Origin of the sequence: Burkholderia sp. 22PA0106 (genome assembly GCF_047497155.1) — a bacterium.
Classification (GTDB): domain Bacteria; phylum Pseudomonadota; class Gammaproteobacteria; order Burkholderiales; family Burkholderiaceae; genus Burkholderia.
On record NZ_CP163162.1, the window covers coordinates 1,498,501 to 1,518,684 of the forward strand.

Consider the following 20,184-nt stretch of genomic DNA (forward strand, 5'->3'; position numbering starts at 1 on the left):
GCAGGAGGAACCATGTTCGACGACTTCACCCCGGTCCAGGTCGAGACCGATGGCATTCAGATCCAGGCGCTGCGCGGCGGCCACGGCCCGGCGCTGTTGCTGCTGCACGGCCATCCGCAAACCCGCGCGATCTGGCACCGCGTCGCGCCGGTGCTGGCGCGAGAGTTCACCGTGATCGCGGCCGACCTGCGCGGTTACGGCGACAGCGGCAAGCCGGCCGGGCTGCCCGATCACGCCAACTACGCGAAGCGCCGCATGGCGCAGGATCAGGTGGACCTGATGCGCGCGCTCGGCTTCGAGCGTTTCGACGTGCTGGCCCACGATCGTGGCGCGCGGGTGGCCGTGCGCATGGCGCTCGATCATCCGGACGCGGTGCGCCGGCTCGTCACGCTCGACATCGCGCCCACGCTGGCGATGTACGAGCAGACCTCGTTCGCGTTCGCGCGCGCTTATTGGCACTGGTTCTTCCTGGTGCGGCCCGCGCCGTTCCCCGAAACGCTGATCCGCGCCGATCCGGACCTGTACCTGAAGCAGACCATCGGCGCGCGCAGCGCGGGGCTCAAGCCGTTCGCGCCCGAGGCCTATGCGGAATACCTGCGTTGCCTGTCCGATCCGGCCACCGCGCACGGCATCTGCGAGGACTACCGCGCATCGATCACGATCGATCTCGATCACGACCGCGCCGATCTGGCCGCGGGCCGCAAGCTGGCCTGCCCGATGCTGGCCCTGTGGGGCGCCGACGGCGTGATCGGCCAGTGCTTCGATCCGCTCGCCGAATGGCGGCGCTGGTCCGACGCGGTGACCGGCCACGCGCTGCCGTGCGGCCACTACATCCCCGAGGAAGCGCCGGACGCGCTGCTCGACGCGGCGCTGCCGTTCCTGCGCGGCGCGGGCTGAGGCTGACCCATACGTTCCGTACCCCTGAATATTCACCCACGATACGAGAGGAACCGAGATGGCTATCCGGACGCTGTACCAGAAGCTCGTCGATTCGCACACCGTCGCGCCGCTCGATGCGGACAACGTGCTGCTCTACGCCGACCTGCACCTGATGAACGAATACACCAGCCCGCAGGCGTTCGCCGGGCTGGACGAGAAGGGCCGCGCGGTGCGCCGGCCCGGCCAGCAGGTGGCGGTGGTCAGTCACATCATCCCGACCCACGCCGAACGGCCGCGCCGGATCATCGACGTGGCCTCGGCCACCCAGGCCAGCAACCTCGCGCGCAACTGCGAGCGGGCCGGCATCCGCCTGTTCGGCACCGACGATCCCGATCAGGGCATCGAGCACGTGGTCGCGCCCGAGCACGGCTTCGTGCGGCCCGGCATGGTGATCCTGTGCGGCGACAGCCACACCACCACCTACGGCGCGCTCGGTGCGCTCGGCTTCGGCATCGGCACCTCGGAAGTCGAGCACGTGCTGGCCACGCAAACGCTGGTCTACCGCCTGGCGCAGACCATGCGGATCACGATCGACGGCGCGCTGCCGTACGGCACCACGGCCAAGGATCTCGTGATCTGGCTGATCGCGAAGATCGGCGCGCAGGGCGCGCGCGGCTATGCCGTCGAATTCGCCGGCAGCACGCTCGAAGGCCTCACGGCCGAGGCGCGCATGACGCTCTGCAACATGACGGTGGAGGCCGGCGCGCGCGCCGCGCTGATCGCGCCCGACGCGACCACGCTCGACTACGTGCGCCGGCATGTGGCGTTCGACGACGCGCAATGGGCCGCCGCCTGCGCCGATTGGGCCGGGCTGGCGAGCGACGCGGGCGCGCGCTTCGACGCCGAGCACCGCTTCGACGCCAGCCAGGTCGCGCCGTTCGTGACCTGGGGCACCAGCCCCGACCAGGCGATCGCGATCGACGCCGCCGTGCCGGCCGCCGAGGATCAGGCCACCCCGGCCGAGGCCGAATCCACCCGCCGCGCGCTCGACTACATCGGCTTGCAGGCCGGCGCGCCGATCGCCGGCACGCCGGTCAACCGCGTGTTCATCGGCTCGTGCACCAACGGTCGCATCGAGGATTTGCGCACGGTGGCCGCGATCGTGCGCGGCCGGCGCGTGGCCGAGGGCGTGCGCGCGATGGTGGTGCCCGGCTCGGGCCGGGTGCGCCGCCAGGCCGAGGCCGAGGGCATCGCGCGCGTGCTGACCGAGGCCGGCTTCGAATGGCGCGAGCCGGGCTGCTCGATGTGCCTCGCGATGAACGACGATTTCCTCGAGGCCGGCGAGCGCTGCGCCTCCACCACCAACCGCAATTTCGAGGGGCGGCAGGGGCGCGGCGGGCGCACTCACCTGATGAGCCCCGCGATGGCCGCCGCCGCCGCGCTGACCGGCCGCCTGACCGACATCCGCACGCTGGAGCACTGACATGAGCCTGCTGACCCATCTCGAAGGCCGCGCGCTGCCGCTGCCGATCGACAACCTCGACACCGACCAGATCATGCCGAAGCAGTTCCTGCGCGGCATCGACAAGGCGGGCCTCGCGCAAGGGCTGCTGTACGACCTGCGCGTCGATGCGCAGGGCCGCCCGCGCGACGGCGCGGTGCTGAACGACCCGCGCCACGCCGGCGCGTCGATCCTGATCGGCGGCGCGAACTTCGGCTGCGGATCGAGCCGCGAACACGCGGTCTGGGGCCTGATGCAATACGGCATCACGGCCGTGATCGCGCCGAGCTTCGCCGAGATCTTCTACTCGAACGCGATGAACAACCGGCTGCTGCTGATGGCGTTGCCGCGCGAGGTGGTCGATGCGTTGACGGCCGAGGCGCAGGCGCATCCGCAAGGCATCCTGAAGATCGACCTGGAAGCGCAGGCGGTGGCCACGCCCGGCGGCGCGGTGTATTCGTTTCCGATCGGCGCGCGCCACAAGCGCATGGTGATCGATGGCGTCGACACCATCGACCTGACGCTTCTGATGGCCGACGCGATCGACGCGTTCGAGCAACGGCATCGCGCCGCCCATCCGTGGGCGCTGATCGACGCGCCGGGCACGGCGGCTTCGGCGGCTTCGGCAGCGCCGGTTATTTCGGTTACCTGAACACGGGCGGCCTGGCCGCCCGCACCCCGGCCGCTCCCGGCCGACTTTTTCCCGCACCCCGCATCGCTCCGACCGCCCGACAACAGGGCGGCGGGGACGACGCACGCCCCTTTCTTTCCGGAGGAGACATGGCGACTCGCATCCAATCCGTTCCGCTCTGGCGGCATCTCTACTTTCAAGTGCTGGTGGCGATCGCGCTCGGCGTCGCGTTCGGCCATTTCGCGCCGTCCACGGCGGTGGCGCTGAAGCCGCTCGGCGATCTGTTCGTGCGCCTGATCCGCATGGTGATCGCGCCGGTGGTGTTCTGCGCGGTGGTGGCCGGCATCGCCAGCATGCGCGACCTGAAGGCCGTGGGCCGCGCCGGCGGCAAGGCGCTGCTGTATTTCGAGGCGATCTCCACGGTGGCGCTCGGCTTCGGGCTGCTGATGGGGCACCTGCTGCAGCCGGGCGCGGGCTTCAACGTGTCGATCGCCTCGCTCGACGCGTCGGCGGTGTCGGGCTACGTGTCGCGCGCCGCGCACGGCGAGGGGCTGACCGGCTTCCTGATGCACGTGGTGCCCGAGACGTTCGTGGGTGCGTTCACGCACGAGGACATCCTGCCGGTGCTGCTGCTCGCGCTGCTGTGCGGCTCGGCGCTGTCGGTGCTCGGCGAGCGGGTGCGGCCGGTGGTCGATTTCGTCGACGGCGTGGCGGCCATGATGTTCCGCATCGTCGGCTTCATCGCGCGCGTCGCGCCGATCGGGGCGTTCGGCGCGATCGCGTTTACGGTCGGCAAGTTCGGGGTGGGCTCGCTGCTGCCGATGATGAAGCTGGTCGGCTGCTTCTACCTGACCGCGCTGCTGTTCGTGTTCGTCGTGCTCGGCGCGGTGGCGCGGCTGGCGGGCTTCAGCATCGTGCGCTTCCTGGTGTTCATCCGCGAGGAGCTGCTGATCGTGCTCGGCACCTCCACGTCCGAAAGCGCGCTGCCGCAACTGATGCTCAAGCTCGAACAGCTCGGCTGCCAGCGCGGCGTGGTGGGGTTGGTGGTGCCCACCGGCTATTCGTTCAACCTGGACGGCACCAGTATCTACATGACGCTCACCGTGCTGTTCCTCGCGCAGGCCACCAACACGCCGCTCTCGCTGACCCAGCAACTGACGCTGCTGGCGGTCACGATGCTGACCTCGAAGGGCTCGGCGGCGGTGGTGGGCGCGGGTTTCGTGACGCTGGCGGCGAGTTTGTCGGTGGTGCCCACCGTGCCGGTGGCCGCGATGGTGCTGGTGCTCGGCATCGATCGCTTCATGGCCGAATGCCGTTCGCTGACCAACCTGGTCGGCAACGGCGTGGCGACGATCGTGGTGTGCGCCTGGGAGGGCGCGCTCGATCGCAAACGGATGCGGGCGGTGTTGAGCGGCGAGTGGCGGCCGGTTGTTCAGGACAACGAAGGCGAGGCGGGGGAGGCGGCGACGGCGGTCGATCGTGGCGAGATGGCGGGGCAGCAGCGCTGAGGCGGTGCGGGCGAGGGCCGGGTTTCGGCGCGGCCTTCGCGTGTGTTTTGCTGGAGGGGCGACGGCGCCGCACAGCCGGTCCGGCCTCACGGTGCAGTCGATAGACGCGCGCGTGATTGGCGTGCCTGCCTTCGCGTTCCACCGGCGCGTGCGGCCGACGCCCGCCGAACTTCGCGCGGTCACGCTATGCCACGCGCTGTGGCTGCCAAGTTTTCGCGAACTCCACCAAAGCTTTGAAGTTACGTGGGAGATGGCGCCGATTCGCGAAATACAGCCCCAGCCTCTCGCCTTTGGGAATCCAGGTGTCCAATACGCTCAGCATCGTGCCGCGCCGGATATCCTCGGCCACGAATACTTCGCTGCAATAAGCCAATGCGACGCCTTTGATGACGGCGTCCCTTGCTAAAAAGCTGGAGTTGACGGTCAGGTTGCCGCTCGGATCGAGCTTATATTTTTCTTTCCCTTTTTCGAAATCCCACGAGAGAAATCTGCCCGAGGTGTTAAGAAATCGGACGCAGTTGTGTGAAAGTAAATCTTCGGGCCGTGTTGGGATAGGGTGCCGCTCGAAGTATGAGCGGCTGCCCACGACGACATATCGTTGAGGATTGCCAAATGGTACGTAGATGAGGTCTTTGCTGATTATGCTGCTTGATCGAATGCCAAGGTCGAATTTTTCTTGCACGATGTCTATGAGACGGTCCTCTCCCGTCAATTTCAAATGGATCTCGGGGTACTTGGCCATGAAATCGAAGAACATGGGCATTGCCTGATGCAGTCCGCTGGCAGACCCATTAATGCGAAGTGTCCCTGCCAGCGTGTCGCTTTGCGCACTGACTTGATTCGATGCGTCCTCGATCAGCTTCAAAGCCGGCGCTATGGCATTGGCAAAATTACGCCCCGCATCCGTAAGGGACACACTTCTCGTCGAACGGTGAAACAGCAGGACGCCCAGTTTTGCTTCCATCGATGCAATTGTCTGACTAACCGCAGATCGCGAGACACCCAGCTCGCTTGCCGCGCCGCTGAAGCTGGCATGGCGAGCCACGGCCAAGAGGGCCTCCAATTCCCCAAGTCCATCTATCCGCATTGTCCAGTTTCTCTTGACAGTAGGTGCGCCAATATACACCTAGGCATCACATTGGTGTTGCAAGTATCGTTGGGTCGTGAAGCGCAATTTTGATGGCCGGGTAGTTTTTGATGGTTGGGTGTGAGGTGATTTTTAAATCATGAAAATTTTATTTTTCGCCAAAATTATTTTCATAATGAAATTTGGACATAACGATGGCTTCAAGGAATATGGCGGCGACTCGGGAGGTCAAGCGCCGCGTCACGGCACCGTGGAACCTGGCCTGAGCTTGATTGCACGTGATACCTCTTTCGAGCGGTGGCGCACTGATATCGATCGGATTCCGCCAGTGATGGATGAAAGGTGACGTTTGTAAAAATGATCCGCCGCTGCATGAATTAACGGGCAGCGCATATCCAGGACTGCCCGGGAAATTCCAGATACTGCCGGTCTGTTATTTGCGCATGGCAAGCTGTCTGTTCAAGAGAAGATCAAGGCTGAGATCGTCTTCTCGCCGCGAACTGGCCAGGGCGCAGTAGCACGCCGAGGGCGCGATCCGGCTTGCAGGCGAGCAAGACCGTGGCGCCAGCCGCACATACTCCCACGTCCTCCAACGTCACCGCCCCCGCGCCAACACCTGCTCCCCCGCATCACGCGGCAGCATCACACTGTCGACGATCGCCACCGCGGCCATCGCGGCGATCAGCACGAACGCCAGATGGAAATCGGCCACGCCCGGCGTGCCCTGCGGCGTGCCGTGCAGCACGCCCGCCACCGACAGCGCCAGCGCGCCCACCGCGATCCCCATCCCCGCGTTCATTTGCTGAAGCACCGAGAACAGCGTGGTGGCATCGCGCATCTGCGGCTGCGGCACGTCGGCGAAGCCGATCGTGTTCATCGCCGTGAATTGCATCGAGCGCGTCATGCCGGTGACGAACAGCAGCAGGCAGACGAGCCAGTGCGGGGTGCTGGCGGTCAGCGTCGCGCAGGCCGCGAAGCCGAGCACGATCAGCGCGCCGTTGCCGATCAGCACCGGGCGAAAGCCGAACGCATGCATGATGCGCGTGGTGGCCGGCTTCATCGCGAGATTGCCGGCGAACAGCCACAGCAGCAGCGTGCCGGCCTCCACGGCGCTATAGCCGAACGCCAACTGGAACATCAGCGGCAGCAGGAACGGCGCGGTGCCGATCGCAGTCCGAAACAGCGAGCCGCCGAGCGCCGTGACGCGGAACGTCGCGATCGACAGCGGCGCGAGCGCGAACAGCGGATGTCTGGCGCGCGCCAGATAGCGCGCCGACACGATCAGCAGCGCCACGCCGGCCGCCAGCATCGCGAGCGCGAGCACGCGCGGGAGATCGGCGCGGCTGGCCGCTTCCAGCCCGGCCATGAACAGCAGGAAGCCGAGGCCCGTCAGGATGAAGCCGGGCAGGTCGAACGGCGCGCGCTTCGGGTCGCCGTTGCGCACCAGCACGAGCGCGGCGGCCAGCGCCACCGCACCGATCGGCAGGTTCAGCAGGAAGATCCACGGCCAGCTCCAGTGCATCGCGATCCAGCCGCCCACCGGCGGCCCGAGCACCGGCGCGACCAGCGCGGGCCAGGTCAGGATCGCGATGGCGCGCACGATCTGGTCCTTCGGCGTGTCGCGCAACACCACCAGCCGGCCCACCGGCACCATCATCGCGCCGCCGAGGCCCTGCAGCGTGCGCGCGGCCGTGAACGCGAGCAGGTTGGTGCTGGCCGCGCACAGCAGCGACGACAGCGTGAACACCACGATCGCCGACGCGAACACGCGCCGCGCGCCGTAGCGGTCCGCCATCCAGCCGCTGATCGGGATGAACACCGTCAGCGCCACCAGGTAGGCCGACACGCCGATCGACAGGTGCGTGGCGGCGGTGCCGAACTCGCGGGCCATGGTGGGCAGCGCGGTGGCGATCACGGTGGCGTCGAGGTTTTCCATGAAGAACACGGCGGCAACGAGGAGCGCGGTGGCGGTGCGGCGGTCGAGGGACATGGAGCGCGGGGGAAGTCGGCAGGAGCGCCGAGTATACGAGACGGTGCGCGATTGCGGGGTGCTGCGCGAGCAGGCGAGGAGCCGGGACGATGGCGGCGGCCGATACGCGCGCGCGGGAAATCGGCTGTAATGGTTGATCGGTTGGCGATGCGTCGGAAACACAGGCAGACACAGGCGACACGCAGGCGAGACGTGTGCGCGCAGACACGCGTGGCACGGACGCCGAGCGTGCGACAGCGCCCGCTTGTCTGCGGCGTCGCCAGCCACGCATCACGCGGCGGCCGTCGAAAATCGCCCGCCGCCGCCATCCTTCCGGGCATTGCATTTGCTACCCGGCCTTCATTCATCCCGCTCGAAGGAGAACCCGCCGATGGACGATTCCCGTTCCGCTTCCCCTGCCCAAGCCGACCATGCAGACCATGCATATCAACCCGCCGCGTCGAAGGTGCCGGCCCCCGCGCATCGCGAGGCCGCATCGCCGGCCGGCAAGCATCGCGCGCCGCCATGCACGCTGGTGATCTTCGGCGCCGGCGGCGACCTGACCAGCCGCCTGCTGATGCCCGCGCTCTACAACCTCGCGGTGGATGGCCTGCTCGACGACGGCACCAAGATCCTCGGCGTCAATCACGGCGAGCGCGAAACCGCGGCCTGGCGCGACGACCTGCACGACGCGCTCGTCAAGCTCGCGGCCGACAAGGCCAGCACCTTCCACGCCGGCAAGCTCGACGACACCGCCTGGAACTGGGTCGCGCAGCGCCTGCAGTACATGGCCGGCGATTTCGAGGACGCGGCCGCCTACCAGCGGCTCGCCAAGCAGCTCGGCGATAAGCAGGGCAACGTGGTGTTCTACCTCGCCGTGAGCGGGCGCTTCTTCAAGCCGATCGTCGAGCAGCTCGGCAAGGCGGGCTTGCTCGAGGAGCGCGGCGGCGCGAACGGGCCGTTCCGCCGGATCGTCATCGAAAAGCCGTTCGGCAGCGATCTGGCCTCGGCGCGCGACCTGAACCAGCACTTGCTGGACGTGGCGAAGGAATCGCAGATCTACCGGATCGACCATTTTCTCGGCAAGGAAACCGTGCAGAGCATCATGGCCGTGCGCTTCGCCAACGCGCTGTTCGAGCCGATCTGGCGACGCGAGTACATCGACAGCGTGCAGATCACGGCGTCGGAGGTGATCGGCGTGGAGCGGCGCGGCAACTTCTACGAGCAGACCGGCGCGTTTCGCGACATGGTGCCGAACCACCTGTTCCAGTTGCTCGGCATGGTGGCGATGGAGCCGCCGAACTCGTTCGAGGCCGAGGCCGTGCGCGACAAGAAGGCCGATATTTTCGAGGCGCTGAAGCCGCTCGCGCCCGCCGACGTGGTGTTCGGCCAGTACGCGGCCGGCCCCGGCGGCGTGGCCTATCGCGACGAGCCGGACGTCGCGAAGGACAGCCGCACCGAAACCTACGCGGCCGCGCGCGTGCAGATCGACAACTGGCGCTGGGCCGGCGTGCCGTTCTACCTGCGCACCGGGAAGCGGCTGGCCGAGCGGCGCACCGAAATCTCGGTGCAGCTCAAGCCGGTGCCGTTCCGGCTGTTCCGCGACACGCCGATCGATGCGCTCACACCGAACGTGCTGACGCTGCGCATCGACCCGTCGCACGGCACGAGCTTCGATTTCAACGTCAAGACGCCGGGGCCGGCCATGCAGGTGGGGCCGGTGCGCTCGTCGTTCGACTACGATGCGTTCTTTCCGCAGCGTGCCAACGTGGGTTACGAAACGCTGCTGTACGACTGCCTGCTCGGCGACGAGACGCTGTTCCAGCGCGCCGACGCCATCGAGGACACCTGGGCGGCGGTCGAGGGCGTGCTGCATCCCGAAGGCGGCGAGGCGATCCCGGTGCACGATTACCCGGCCGGCAGCGAAGGGCCGGCCGAGGCCGATGCGCTGCTGGCGCGCGACGGCCGGGCCTGGCGCCCGCTCGTCGAGGCGGAGCCGGCCGCGGCCGGAAGCGCGGGGCACGCCAAGGCGCCCGATGCCCCCGATGCACCCGACGCTCCGGCGCGCGGCGGAAAATCCTGAGGAACGCGAACGATCCGGCCGGCGGCGCAGTCCGCCGCTGCTGCCGACAACACGAACCGACAACACGAGACAAGCACCATGAAACCCAGCAAGAAGCCGAGCACCAAGCCCCACGCCACGCACGAGCACAGCGAGGCGATCCTGGCGATCGACATCGGCGGCAGCGGCTTGAAGGCCGCGATCGTCGATGCGGACGGCACGATGCGCACCGAGCGCGTGCGCGTGAGCACGCCGCATCCGTGCCCGCCGAAGCTGATGGTCGAGACGCTGCACGAACTGGTCAAGCCGTTGCTCGCGCAACATCCGGCCTCGCGCATGTCGATCGGCTTTCCCGGTTTCGTGCGCGAGAACCATGTGCTGACCGCGCCGAACATCGGCCCGAAGGGCTGGAACGACGTGCCGCTGGCCGAGATGCTCGGCCAGCGCCTCGGCATCCCGGAGGTCCGCATGATCAACGACGCGGAAATGCAGGGCTTCGCCGCGATCGAGGGGCATGGCCTCGAATTCGTGCTGACGCTCGGCACCGGGGCCGGCACCGCGCTGTTCCGCGACGGCGAGCTGATGCCGCATCTCGAGCTCGCGCATCACCCGGTCAGCAAGAAATATACGTACGACGAATATATCGGCGACGCCGCGCGCCGCTCGGCGGGCACCAAGCGCTGGAACACGCGCGTCGAGAAGGTGCTCGGCATTCTCGAATCGCTGGTGCACTACGACCGGCTGTGGATCGGCGGCGGCAATGCCGAGCGCCTCACGTTCAAGCTGCCGCCGAACGTGGCGACCGTGTCGAACGAGAACGGCATCGAGGGCGGGGCGCGGCTCTGGCATCCGCTCTCGATGCGCGAGGCGCGCCGGCGGCCCGAGGTGGATTGAGGCGCTACCGGCGCCCAAAAAGGAAACCGGCCGCATCGAACTGCATGCGGCCGGCTGCTGCGAGAGGCACGGGCGCGCTCGCGGCGCGCCGGCCGGTGCGGCTTACTGCCCCGAGGTAGCGGCTTTCTTCTCGGCGTTCTGCAGATCCTGCGGATAGTTCGGATCGTTCGCCGCCGGCTTGTAGCCGTTCGCTTCCAGTTTCTTCAGTTCGGCGGAGTTCTTGGCGCGGGCCGCCTTGCGCTCGGCCTTGTGCTGGGCGCGGGCGGCCTTGCGCTTCTGGGCCTTGGTCGGCGCGCTGGCGGCATCCGGCGCGGCGGCACCGGGATCGGCCGGGGGCGTTTGGGCGAGTGCGAGACCGGACAGGCCCAGCGACAGGGACAACGTCAGCGCGGCAAGAGACAGCTTGCGGGAAGTACGCATATCGACTTTCTCCTGAATCAACGAAGTGAGCGGTGCCCGCAACGTGTGGCGGGCGCCGTGCCTGCTCGCGGGAATGCGGGCGGACTGACGCAATGTAGCAGGGTGTCGCGAGCGTTGCACTTAACGCCGCGTTTTGCCTCACATTTGCTTCGGTCAGCTATCGATATGACGTTTCGCGCGTTGCGTGGACTTTTCGGTCTGCTCGGTACGTCAGGGCCGATTCCATCCGGAATGGCGCGATGCCCGCTTTGGGCTGGCGGCCAATAAAAACCGGCCGCATCGAACTGCATGCGGCCGGCTGCTGCGAGAGGCATGGGCATGGGCACGCTCGCGGCGTGCCTGCCGGTGCGGCTTACTGCCCCGAGGTGGCGGCTTTCTTCTCGGCGTTCTGCAGATCTTGCGGATAGTTCGGATCTTTCGCCGCCGGCTGGTAGCCGGTCGCTTCCAGTTTCTTCAGCTCGGCGATTTTCTTGTCGTGAGCCGCCTTCAGATCGGTGATTTTCTTGTCGTGGGTTGCTTTCAGATCAGCGATTTTCTTGTCGTTGGTTGCCTTCAGATCGGCGACCTTCTTGTCGTGGGCTGCCTTCAGATCGGCCTTGCGCTGCGCGAGGGCGGCTTGGCGCTCGGCCTTGCGCTGTGCGTGGGCCGCCTTGAACGACTGGACAGGCGTCAGCGTGCTGGCGGCAGCCGGCGCGGCGGCTGCGGGATCGGCGGCGGGCGTTTGGGCGAGCGCGAGGCCGGACAGACCCAGCGACAAGGACAACGTCAACGCGGCAAGAGACAGCTTGCGGGTGATACGCATATCGACTTCCTTCTGAAATCAACGAAGTGGGCGGCGCACGCAACGTGTGGCGGACGCCGTGTCCGGCGCGAGGATGCCGGCGGACCGACGCAATGTAACAGGCTGTCGCCCGGATTGCGCTTAATGCCACATTTTGCCGCACATCTGCTCGTGTCGATGATCGATATGACGTTTCGCGCGTTGGGCTGTCTTCCCCGGTTGCTCAGTAAGCCAACGCCGATTCCATCCGGAACTGCGCGATGCTCGCATTGAGCTGGCGGCCCTGATCTTCCAGCGCCGTCGAGGCCGCGGCCGCTTCCTCGACCAGCGCGGCGTTCTGCTGCGTGACCTGATCCATCTGCGTGATCGCCTGATTGACCTGCTCGATGCCGCGGCTCTGTTCCTCGGAGGCGGCGGCGATCTCGCCGACGATATCGGTGACGTGGCCCACCGCCTGCGTCACGTCCGACATGGTGGCGCCGGCCTCGTTGGCGAGCCTGGCGGCGTCGCCGATCTGCTGGACCGAGGTGCTGATCAGATCCTTGATCTCCTTGGCCGCGCTCGACGAGCGTTGCGCGAGGCTGCGCACTTCGTTGGCGACCACCGCGAAGCCGCGGCCCTGATCGCCGGCGCGCGCGGCTTCCACGGCCGCGTTCAGCGCGAGGATGTTGGTCTGGAACGCGATGCCCTCGATCATGCCGGTGATGTCGGCGATCTTCGTGGAGTTGGTGCTGATCTCGCCCATCGTCACGACCACGCGGCCCACCACGGCGCTGCCCTTGGTCGCCACGTCCGACGCGTTGGCCGACAGCATGTTGGCCTGGCGCGCGCTGTCGGCGTTCTGCTTCACGGTGGCCGTCAGTTGCTCCATGCTCGACGCCGTTTCCTGCAGCGAGGCCGCCTGCTGCTCGGTGCGCGACGACAAATCCGTATTGCCTGCCGCGATCTGGCCGGAGCCGGTGGCGATGTTGTCGGCGGCGCTGCGCACGCCGCTCAGCAGCGTGACGAGGCTGCGCTGCATCTCGCTCATCGAGGCCAGCACGCTGCCGGCCGGCGCGGTGTCGCCGCCCGGCACCGGGCTCAGGTCGCCGGCCGCCACGCGGTGCGTGACTTCGGCCAGGTCGGTCGGCTCCGCGCCGAGCGAGCGCATCAGGCGGCGCGTGATCATCAGGCCGGCGAGCGTGGCCAGCACGATCGAGGCCAGGCAGATCGCGATCAGCAGGTTGCGCTGCATGGCGAAGTGGTCTTCTGCATCCCGAACGAGTTCGGCCTCGCGCGCATGCGCGGCGCTTTGGTAGGCGTTGGTCGCCTTGATCAGCGCGTTGAGCAGCGGGCGGCACTTGGTGGCGATCTCGTCGATGGCGGCGTCGCGTTGGCCGGCCAGCGCGAGGCGGTCGATGTCGAGCGCGACGGGCCGGTATTGCTCCTCGATGCGCGAGATTTCCGCTGCGTTGTTGCGCGACTGGTCGGTCATGTCGGAGGCATTGGCCACCATCTCGTTGAATTGGGCGAGCGCTGTTTCCACGTGCTTCTCGGCCTCGGTCACGGCCGCTTTCTCGATCTCGACGTCGGCCGGCGCGCTGACCAGCACCAGGTTACGCACGGCCATCGCACGGTCGTCCACGGCGTTGCGCACTTCGCGGGCCTTGTCGGCGCGCGCGTTGATGCCTTTCACGAAGCTGTAGAAGCGATCGTTCGAATCGCCGAGCGCTTTCAGCGAGACGCCCGATACGACCAGCACGATAACGGTCAGGGTTCCGAATGTAATCAGGAGCGAGGATTTCGCCGATAAATTCTTGAAAGTCATAGAGTGCTCCGCTCCTTGTGCCGCGATGAAAAGCCGATGACGAATGCGATGGTTCGGCGAACTGACAGTTCGCCAACGGATCGCCTTGTCCATGGCAAGGTTATCGGCAGCGTTCGGCACGAGCACAGGTGCCTATTGGGCGAAATCGCGACGCAAAGGTTTGCGTATCGTTAAAGATTGTGAACTCGCGGGATATGACAATTTCCGCTGAGGAATGGTGTGAATGTGAAGGTAAGAATGGGGTGATTTGCCGTGAGGCGCAGGCGAAAAATCGGTAAGTTCGGCTGATTTTTTTGTGGCAATGGTATGAAGAAGGGGGCGTCGGTTTGGGGTTGTCGGCGGCCTTGAGGTCGCGATTCGTGCCGGGGCGCGCGATATGGGTGCGTCCCGAAGTTGGCCTTTTGCGAAAGCGAAATCGAGAATTGCCGGCGTTATTTTTATTGATATTTTTTAAAGGAATTTCTAAAACTTTCGCATCGAGTCACGGCGAGGTGCCGCGCGCCTTTATTCGAATATGGCGGCGCGGCTTTCCCAAGCTTATCGAGTATCCCGCCCGCCATGAAACTGCCCGAAGTGCCGGGCCGCAAACAGCCCGATCGCCAGCATGCCCAAACCGAGCGTGGCCGCGTCGGCCGTATTCCGAAGCTCGAATTGCCCGACATGGCAAACCAGCGCATAGCCGGCCACCAGATTGAAGAACCCCCACACCACGTTCACCGTGGACGACGACAACCCACGCCCCCGAGGCTTGGCGAACGGGCTTTGAAACGGCTCGCCGCGCACGCCGCTGACGAAATGCGGCACGGCGTTGGCGAGAAAAACACCACCGAAGAACCACGCTACGAAGTGAAACTCATGCATGTCGGATACCTCTTGCGTCGAGAAGGTCGAGCACGTGCTGCGTCGTGCCGGTTTCGCCCAGGCGGGGAAATACGTGATTCAGGCTGGTGTCGTGCGCTTGCGGCTTGCCGTCGGTCATCGCATCGACCGCGAGCGTCACGTGATAGCCAAGCTCATACGCCTGGCGCGCGGTCGACTCCACACCCGTGCCGGTCGCCACACCCACGATCACGACCTGCGTCACGCCGCGCGTTTTCAGTTGGCGATCGAGGTCCGTGCCGCTGAACGCGCCCCAGGTGCGTTTGGTCACCAGCACGTCGCCGGCTTGTCGATCGAGTTCGGGAATCAGTTCGGCCCAGCCGGGCGGCAGCGCTTCGGTGCGGCGAGGCCGCTCGGTGCGCCCCGGCGCGGCGCCATCGACATTGACCAGCACGACCGGCAAGCCATGCCGGCGGAACGCATCGAGCAAGGCGCGCGATCGTTCGATGATCGGGGCGATCGACTCGATGGACGCCGAGCCGACGATGCCGCGCTGAAGATCGACCACGATCAGGGCGGTGTTGGGGTCCAGCGTCGAAATGGGCATGGCCTTCCTTTACGGTATTGGCGCTATTGACGAGCGCTTACTCGTCCACCAGGCGCTCGAGCAACGCCACGGCGCTCGTCAGTTGCGCCTGTTCGGCCGGGGACAGGCGTGCACGGAGGGTTTTCGACAGCCAGTCCTGCCGGGCGCTGCGCGCGCGCTCGATCCACGACCGACCGGCCTGCGTCAGCCGCAGAATGGTTCGGCGCCCGTCGGCCGGATCAGGCGCGCCGGCGATGAACCCCATCGTTTCGAGCGGTGCGATCGCGGTGCCCATCGACTGCGTGCGAATGCCTTCGGCCCGAGCCAGTTCCGACACCGATCCCGAGCCCTCGCGCTCCAGACGCAGAAGCACGAGCGCCTGCGTGGTGCTCAGATCGCCGCGACCGGCTTGCGCGCGCATGGCGCGCTTCAGCTTGGAAATGACGGTGCGAAGCGAGGTGGCGAGCGCGTCGGCTTGATCCGGGGGCGGGAGGGAGGCGTGATCTTTCATGAGCGGCACTGTGCCAGATGAAAAGAAAACTGCCAAGTTAACTTACTATTTTTGCGAAAAAAAGCGCGACGTCCGCCGCGCGTACCTTACTTCGCCTGCACCACCAAGCCGCGCGCAATCGCGGCCTTGTAGGGTTCGTCGAGCGTCACCGCATTGCGGTACAGCGTGCGCATCGCCAGGCAGGTGTCGGCCGGCGTGGCGGCGGCCGGGGCGCGCGTGGCGTCGAGGAAGGTCTTGCGCTCGGCGGCCGGCAGCGGCTGCATGATCCGCTCGAGCGCGGTGGTCACGGCCGCGGCGTTGGGGGCGAGCGCGGGCGTGTTGTCGAGCACGGCCTGCACCGAGGCCTGCGAGATGTCGAACCAGGCGTTCGCGTCGGCTTCGTTCAGGCGCGCGATCGCATCGTTGAACATGCGTTCCTTGTCGTCCGGCTTGACGACCGGCCTCGACAAGGTCTGGCAGTCGTGATCGGGCATGCCCGCCACCAGCTTCGCCATCAGCGCGAGCCGCCGTTCGAGCTGCGCGTCGGGCAGGCGCGGCAGGCCGTCCTGCGCGAGACCGAAGCCCTTTTCATAGCCGTCGGCCTGCTTGTCGCCGGCCAGCAGCGCCTGGAATTTCGCGTTGTCGTCGAGCTTTTCCATGAAGCGCTCGTAGGCCGCGTGCGCCGGCACGTTCTCGGCGAACGGGTTGTCGTCGTCTTCGTCTTCCTGTTGGCTGCTTGTCGAGACGGGCGGCGTACTGCCGTCCGGCGCGCCGCGAAGGTGCTGGACCACGCGCACCGCGACCACGCCGAGCACGGCGGCGAGCAGATAAACCAGAAGGCGATTCTTGCGTGAGGTCATCGATCCACCGTCGGATTGTCGGATTGGAGCCGGCAGGGCGGATGGCCCGCTTGCATGGCATGGCCTGGATGGCAGGCGCCGTGCGTAATATATCGACGCGGTCGAACGGTGGCAACGCCGCGCCGTGCGCGGCGCGTCATGACGAACGGCAAGCTTGTGAACGTGCGGCGCGAACTGGCCGAAAGAAAGCCGAAGCGTGGACCGAACGACGGTCAACCGGTGTGCGTCATCCCCGCCGCGACACCGGCCGGCGCGTCGTTGCGGCGGCCGCGCGGCGGGTTGCCGCGAGGCGGCGCGGGCAGCTTGACCGAACTGTTCCAGCCGCTCGCCTGCACGTCGCGAATTTCGCGCGCGGCGACGGCGGCGATGCACTGGCGCCCCGGCATCGGCAGATCGATCACGCGCCAGGTGCCGGCGTCGTGGGTGTGCACGCGATGCGCGTGCGTGTCGGTCGACTGGCACAGATACCCGGCGGCGGACGGCGTGCCGGCCGCGGCGGCCACGCTGGCGAGGCGCACGCGATGCCGATCGTCGTCGTCCACCACGTCGCCGGTCGAGAACGCGGTGGCCAGCCCGAGCGGCTGCGCGCCGATCCCGATCAGAATCCAGATGCCCGCGTAGGCCACGGCGATATCGATCGGCCGGTTCGCATCCGACAGGTTCAACGTCACCCGGCCGCTTTCGTGATCGATGATTTCCAGCGACTTCGGCGGCACCGCGAGCATGCCGCCGAGAATGCCGCGCAATACCGCGCGGCCCACCGCGAAGCGCTTGCCGATGCCCGGCTGCGGAAAGCACTTGGCGCGCTTGCGTTCATGCGGCGAGAGCCGCGCGAACGCATCCTCGCGCGACAGCAGTTGCCACTCGGGGCGCAGCAGCCAGAGGCGCAGCGCATCGTCGCGAAGCGGGGTATCGCAGAACGGCGGCTGCTCGGCCAGCGGGTGCGTGCTGAAGCTCAGCCCGGGGGCGAGTTCGATGCTGCGCTCGGCGTGGATCAGGTCGGCGGAGGCGGGCGCGGCATCGCCCGTGGCGGCCAGGCCGCGGGGTTCGTGTGCGTTGGCGCTCATGCGTGTCGCTCCCGCCGGCAAGCAGCGTAGTCGGCCCTCGGGATCGACGATCGCACGGCGGCATGCGGCAGGTTCTCGGCATGCATGATCGTTCCAGCTCTCTCTGGTTGTGATTCGAAGTGGCGCTATGTTCCGATAATTTCCGGATTAATGCAAATGGTTCTCATTTGCAGAATGTAAGCGAAATCGACATGCCAAATCGGGCTGCCGATACGGGATCGATGCCGGATCGACACGGGTGGCGAAAACTCGCCCGGCGTCTCGCAAAGTCACTTGACAAGGCGAAGCCCGCCCGTCAGAGTACGCAACCAAATGCCAATGATTCTCATTTGCGGAGTGAGAAGCAGGGCGCCGGGCTCAGGTCCGACGCCGCGCTCGACCCGCAGCACGCAAGGGCCGCGTGACGCCGAGAGGTGTAAATGAGATTCGTTTATTCAATTTTTCACTGGCCGGCAAGCCGGTCGAACGGAGCAAGCGATGAGCTGGGGCGATGAAGACACGACCTATCAAGTGGTCGTCAACCACGAAGAACAGTACTCGATCTGGCCGGAATTCAAGGACATCCCGGCGGGTTGGCGCCAGGCCGGCAAGTCCGGCAAGAAGGCCGAGTGCCTGGACTGGATCAACACGGTCTGGACCGACATGCGCCCGCTGAGCCTGCGCCGCGCGATGGAAGCCGACGCAGGCCGCGCGGCGGACTGATCGATGCCGGTGAACGCTGTCGCACCGGCGGCGCTGCCGCCCGTGCAGTTGTTCTGTTTCGCCCATGCGGGCGGGGCGGCCTCGCTGTATCGGCGCTGGCAGCAGGCGCTGCCGCATGGCGTCGAGGTGGTCGCGCTCGATCTGCCGGGCCACGGCACGCGCCGCGCGCTCGCGCCGCTGGCCGAATGGCCGGCGCTGCTCGATGCGATGTGCGCCGAGCTGCTGGCGCGCCGCGACCGCGAGCGCGCCTTCGCGTTGTTCGGCCACAGCATGGGCTCGCTGGTCGCCCATGAACTGATCCACCGGCTGCGGGCGCGCGATGCGGGCGAGCCGGTCTGGTTCGGCGCGTCGGCGTCGGCCGCGCCGCCGTGCCGCAAGGTCGAAACGCACTGGCTCGATTGCACGCACGCGCAACTGGTCGACAAGCTGCGCTCGCTCGGCGGCACGCCGGAGATCCTGCTGCGCGACCGCGATTTCATCGACATGCTGATGCCCACCTTCCGCGCGGATTTCCATCTGTGCGGCATCTACCCGACCGTGTTCCCGGCCGAACCGCGGCGCGAGCCGCTCGATTGCCCGGTGACGGTATTCACCGGCCGCGACGACGCGGCCACGGCCGATCCCGACAAGCTCGCGCCATGGCGCGACACGACCCTCGGCGAATGCACGTTCCATGCGTTCGCCGGCGGTCATTTCTATCTCGAGACGCAGCCGGAACCGGTGCTCGCGCGCGTGGCCGAATCGCTCGCCCGCGCCCTGGCGACGCCGGCCCCGGCTGCCGTCTTGCCGACGGAGGCAGGATGGACGCAATGACGACGACGCGCCCCGCGCTGGCGCTCGATACCCGCGAACTCGAACAGAACGGCACGCGCGTGCTGGCGATCGAGCCGGCCGGTGGCGCCGCGGCGCATGCCGCACCGCCCGCGCTCGACGGTGCGGTGGCCGACGCGGTCGCCGCGCGGGTCGCGCTCGAAAAGCCGCGCTACGGCGGCGTGCTGGTGCGCGGCTTCGCGCCGCTCGGCGCGGCCGGCTTCGAGGCCTTCACGGGCCGCTTCGGCGAGCCGATCCGCGAATACGAATTCGGCTCGACGCCGCGCAGCCGCGTCGACAAGGGCGTGTTCTCGTCGACCGAATACCCGGCCAGCCAGTGGATCGACCAGCACAACGAGCAGTCGTACACGCTCAAGTGGCCCGGCTCGATCGGCTTCTATTGCGAGATCGCGGCCGAGGAAGGCGGCGCCACGCCGGTGGCGGACAGCCGGCTGGTGCATGCGCGGCTCGATCCGGCGCTGCGCGCGCGCTTCGCCGAGCACGGCGTGATGTACGTGCGCAATTACGGCAATGGCCTCGATCTGCCGTGGCAGCAGGTGTTCGGCACCGAGGCGCGGGCCGAGGTCGAACGCTATTGCGACGCCAACCGGATCGCCTACGAATGGCTCGACGACGGCGAGGAGTTGCGCACGCGGCAGATCTGCCAGTCGGAGCTCGTGCATCCGGCGACCGGCGAGACGGTCTGGTTCAACCAGGCCCACCTGTTCCATGTGACCAACCTGCCGGAAGGCGTGCGCGAGGCGATGCTCGAAGTCGTCGAGCCGGACCGCCTGCCGCGCAACACCTATTTCGGCGACGGCACGCCGATCGACGACGCGATCCTCGACGAGGTGCGCGGCGTCTATCGCGACACGATGCTGTCGTTCCCGTGGCAGGCGGGCGATGTGCTGCTGCTCGACAACCTGCTGATGTCGCATGGCCGTGCGCCGTTCGCGGGCAAGCGCCGCGTGCTGGTCGCCATGACGCGATAGCGCCGCCGCAGCGCCTCGCGTACCGGCTAGGGCCGCCGGCAGGCTTGCCGCGCGGCCGTCGGCCGTTCCGAAAACGAACCTGAAGAGTCAATCCGTGAGCGAAGTGTCGAACGATCTGCTGTCGATTTCGACGGCCTATGTGGCCCTCCCGCCGGACAAGCGCGCGGTGTTTCGCGGCCGCTTGCGCGAGCGCGGCATCGACGCCGCCCGCCTGCCGATCGTGCCGTTTCCCGGCGACGAGCGGCGTTTCCCGCTGTCGTACGCGCAGGAGCGGCTGGTGGTTCCTGTGGCGTCTCGATCCCGACAGCGCGGCCTATAA

The 20,184-nt window shown here is 67.1% G+C and carries 20 protein-coding genes and 2 pseudogenes; 11 read left to right on the plus strand and 11 right to left on the minus strand.

The window, feature by feature from the left end:
* The first annotated feature begins 12 nt into the window (after positions 1 to 12).
* From AB4850_RS06540 to dctA, 4 genes are all read left to right on the plus strand, one after another.
* On the plus strand, positions 13 to 897 hold the full coding sequence (locus AB4850_RS06540; RefSeq protein ID WP_414441792.1) for an alpha/beta fold hydrolase: 885 nt from the start codon (positions 13 to 15) through the stop codon (positions 895 to 897).
* 58 nt (positions 898 to 955) lie between these two features.
* The gene (leuC, locus tag AB4850_RS06545; RefSeq protein ID WP_414441793.1) at positions 956 to 2,362 is read left to right on the plus strand and encodes a 3-isopropylmalate dehydratase large subunit; all 1,407 of its coding nucleotides are present in this window, start codon (positions 956 to 958) and stop codon (positions 2,360 to 2,362) included.
* Position 2,363: 1 nt separating this feature from the next.
* Positions 2,364 to 3,032 carry a 3-isopropylmalate dehydratase small subunit gene (leuD, locus tag AB4850_RS06550; RefSeq protein WP_414441794.1) on the plus strand — a complete coding sequence of 223 codons (669 nt, stop codon included), beginning with the start codon at positions 2,364 to 2,366 and terminating at the stop codon, positions 3,030 to 3,032.
* 128 nt (positions 3,033 to 3,160) lie between these two features.
* Positions 3,161 to 4,519 (plus strand): C4-dicarboxylate transporter DctA, encoded by a 1,359-nt coding sequence (gene dctA / locus AB4850_RS06555; RefSeq protein WP_414441795.1) that lies wholly within the window; start codon positions 3,161 to 3,163, stop codon positions 4,517 to 4,519.
* Between the two features lie 58 nt (positions 4,520 to 4,577).
* Here the strand turns inward: dctA and AB4850_RS06560 are convergent.
* Together AB4850_RS06560 and AB4850_RS06565 are read right to left on the minus strand one after the other, a co-directional pair.
* A pseudogene (locus AB4850_RS06560) lies at positions 4,578 to 4,700 on the minus strand (IS3 family transposase); the annotation flags it as partial.
* Between the two features lie 3 nt (positions 4,701 to 4,703).
* Positions 4,704 to 5,606 (minus strand): LysR family transcriptional regulator, encoded by a 903-nt coding sequence (locus AB4850_RS06565; RefSeq protein ID WP_414441796.1) that lies wholly within the window; start codon positions 5,604 to 5,606, stop codon positions 4,704 to 4,706.
* 139 nt (positions 5,607 to 5,745) lie between these two features.
* Between AB4850_RS06565 and AB4850_RS06570 the strand changes: the two genes are divergently transcribed.
* On the plus strand, positions 5,746 to 5,952 hold the full coding sequence (locus AB4850_RS06570; RefSeq protein WP_414441797.1) for a hypothetical protein: 207 nt from the start codon (positions 5,746 to 5,748) through the stop codon (positions 5,950 to 5,952).
* Between the two features lie 249 nt (positions 5,953 to 6,201).
* On the opposite strand, the gene AB4850_RS06575 is transcribed toward AB4850_RS06570, so the two are convergent.
* Entirely contained in the window at positions 6,202 to 7,596 is a 1,395-nt protein-coding gene (locus AB4850_RS06575) for an MFS transporter (protein ID WP_414441798.1), read from the minus strand.
* A 370-nt stretch (positions 7,597 to 7,966) separates the two neighbouring features.
* Between AB4850_RS06575 and zwf the strand changes: the two genes are divergently transcribed.
* Together zwf and AB4850_RS06585 are read left to right on the plus strand one after the other, a co-directional pair.
* The gene (gene zwf, locus AB4850_RS06580) at positions 7,967 to 9,658 is read left to right on the plus strand and encodes a glucose-6-phosphate dehydrogenase (RefSeq protein ID WP_414441799.1); all 1,692 of its coding nucleotides are present in this window, start codon (positions 7,967 to 7,969) and stop codon (positions 9,656 to 9,658) included.
* A 78-nt stretch (positions 9,659 to 9,736) separates the two neighbouring features.
* A complete protein-coding gene (locus tag AB4850_RS06585; RefSeq protein WP_414441800.1) occupies positions 9,737 to 10,531 on the plus strand; it encodes an ROK family protein in 795 nt (264 codons plus the stop codon).
* Positions 10,532 to 10,633: 102 nt separating this feature from the next.
* On the opposite strand, the gene AB4850_RS06590 is transcribed toward AB4850_RS06585, so the two are convergent.
* The 8 genes and pseudogenes from AB4850_RS06590 to AB4850_RS06625 all read right to left on the minus strand — a co-directional run bounded on the left by AB4850_RS06590 (position 10,634) and on the right by AB4850_RS06625 (position 17,361).
* Positions 10,634 to 10,951: a DUF4148 domain-containing protein gene (locus AB4850_RS06590; protein WP_414441801.1), complete on the minus strand. Its 318-nt coding sequence runs from the start codon at positions 10,949 to 10,951 to the stop codon at positions 10,634 to 10,636.
* A 352-nt stretch (positions 10,952 to 11,303) separates the two neighbouring features.
* Positions 11,304 to 11,438, minus strand: a pseudogene (locus AB4850_RS06595) (DUF4148 domain-containing protein); the annotation flags it as partial.
* 517 nt (positions 11,439 to 11,955) lie between these two features.
* Complete coding sequence (locus tag AB4850_RS06600) at positions 11,956 to 13,539, minus strand: methyl-accepting chemotaxis protein (RefSeq protein ID WP_414441802.1); 1,584 nt, start codon at positions 13,537 to 13,539, stop codon at positions 11,956 to 11,958.
* 537 nt (positions 13,540 to 14,076) lie between these two features.
* Entirely contained in the window at positions 14,077 to 14,400 is a 324-nt protein-coding gene (locus AB4850_RS06605; RefSeq protein ID WP_414441803.1) for a hypothetical protein, read from the minus strand.
* A complete protein-coding gene (locus tag AB4850_RS06610) occupies positions 14,393 to 14,965 on the minus strand; it encodes a cysteine hydrolase (protein ID WP_414441804.1) in 573 nt (190 codons plus the stop codon). Before AB4850_RS06610 ends, AB4850_RS06605 begins: the two co-directional genes overlap by 8 nt.
* A 37-nt stretch (positions 14,966 to 15,002) precedes the next feature.
* Positions 15,003 to 15,455 carry a MarR family winged helix-turn-helix transcriptional regulator gene (locus AB4850_RS06615; RefSeq protein WP_414441805.1) on the minus strand — a complete coding sequence of 151 codons (453 nt, stop codon included), beginning with the start codon at positions 15,453 to 15,455 and terminating at the stop codon, positions 15,003 to 15,005.
* A gap of 86 nt (positions 15,456 to 15,541) precedes the next feature.
* Positions 15,542 to 16,294, minus strand: coding sequence for a hypothetical protein (locus tag AB4850_RS06620; RefSeq protein WP_414441806.1), 753 nt, complete (start codon positions 16,292 to 16,294; stop codon positions 15,542 to 15,544).
* 212 nt (positions 16,295 to 16,506) lie between these two features.
* On the minus strand, positions 16,507 to 17,361 hold the full coding sequence (locus tag AB4850_RS06625) for a 4'-phosphopantetheinyl transferase family protein (RefSeq protein ID WP_414441807.1): 855 nt from the start codon (positions 17,359 to 17,361) through the stop codon (positions 16,507 to 16,509).
* Between the two features lie 477 nt (positions 17,362 to 17,838).
* Here AB4850_RS06625 and AB4850_RS06630 point away from each other — a divergent pair, with 477 nt between their 5' ends.
* The 4 genes from AB4850_RS06630 (at position 17,839) to AB4850_RS06645 (ending at position 20,184) form a co-directional block, all read left to right on the plus strand.
* Complete coding sequence (locus tag AB4850_RS06630) at positions 17,839 to 18,063, plus strand: MbtH family protein (RefSeq protein WP_414441808.1); 225 nt, start codon at positions 17,839 to 17,841, stop codon at positions 18,061 to 18,063.
* A gap of 3 nt (positions 18,064 to 18,066) precedes the next feature.
* Positions 18,067 to 18,876, plus strand: coding sequence for a thioesterase II family protein (locus AB4850_RS06635; RefSeq protein WP_414441809.1), 810 nt, complete (start codon positions 18,067 to 18,069; stop codon positions 18,874 to 18,876).
* Entirely contained in the window at positions 18,873 to 19,865 is a 993-nt protein-coding gene (locus AB4850_RS06640) for a TauD/TfdA family dioxygenase (RefSeq protein ID WP_414441810.1), read from the plus strand. Before AB4850_RS06635 ends, AB4850_RS06640 begins: the two co-directional genes overlap by 4 nt.
* 103 nt (positions 19,866 to 19,968) lie before the next feature.
* Positions 19,969 to 20,184 (plus strand): hypothetical protein, encoded by a 216-nt coding sequence (locus AB4850_RS06645; protein WP_414441811.1) that lies wholly within the window; start codon positions 19,969 to 19,971, stop codon positions 20,182 to 20,184.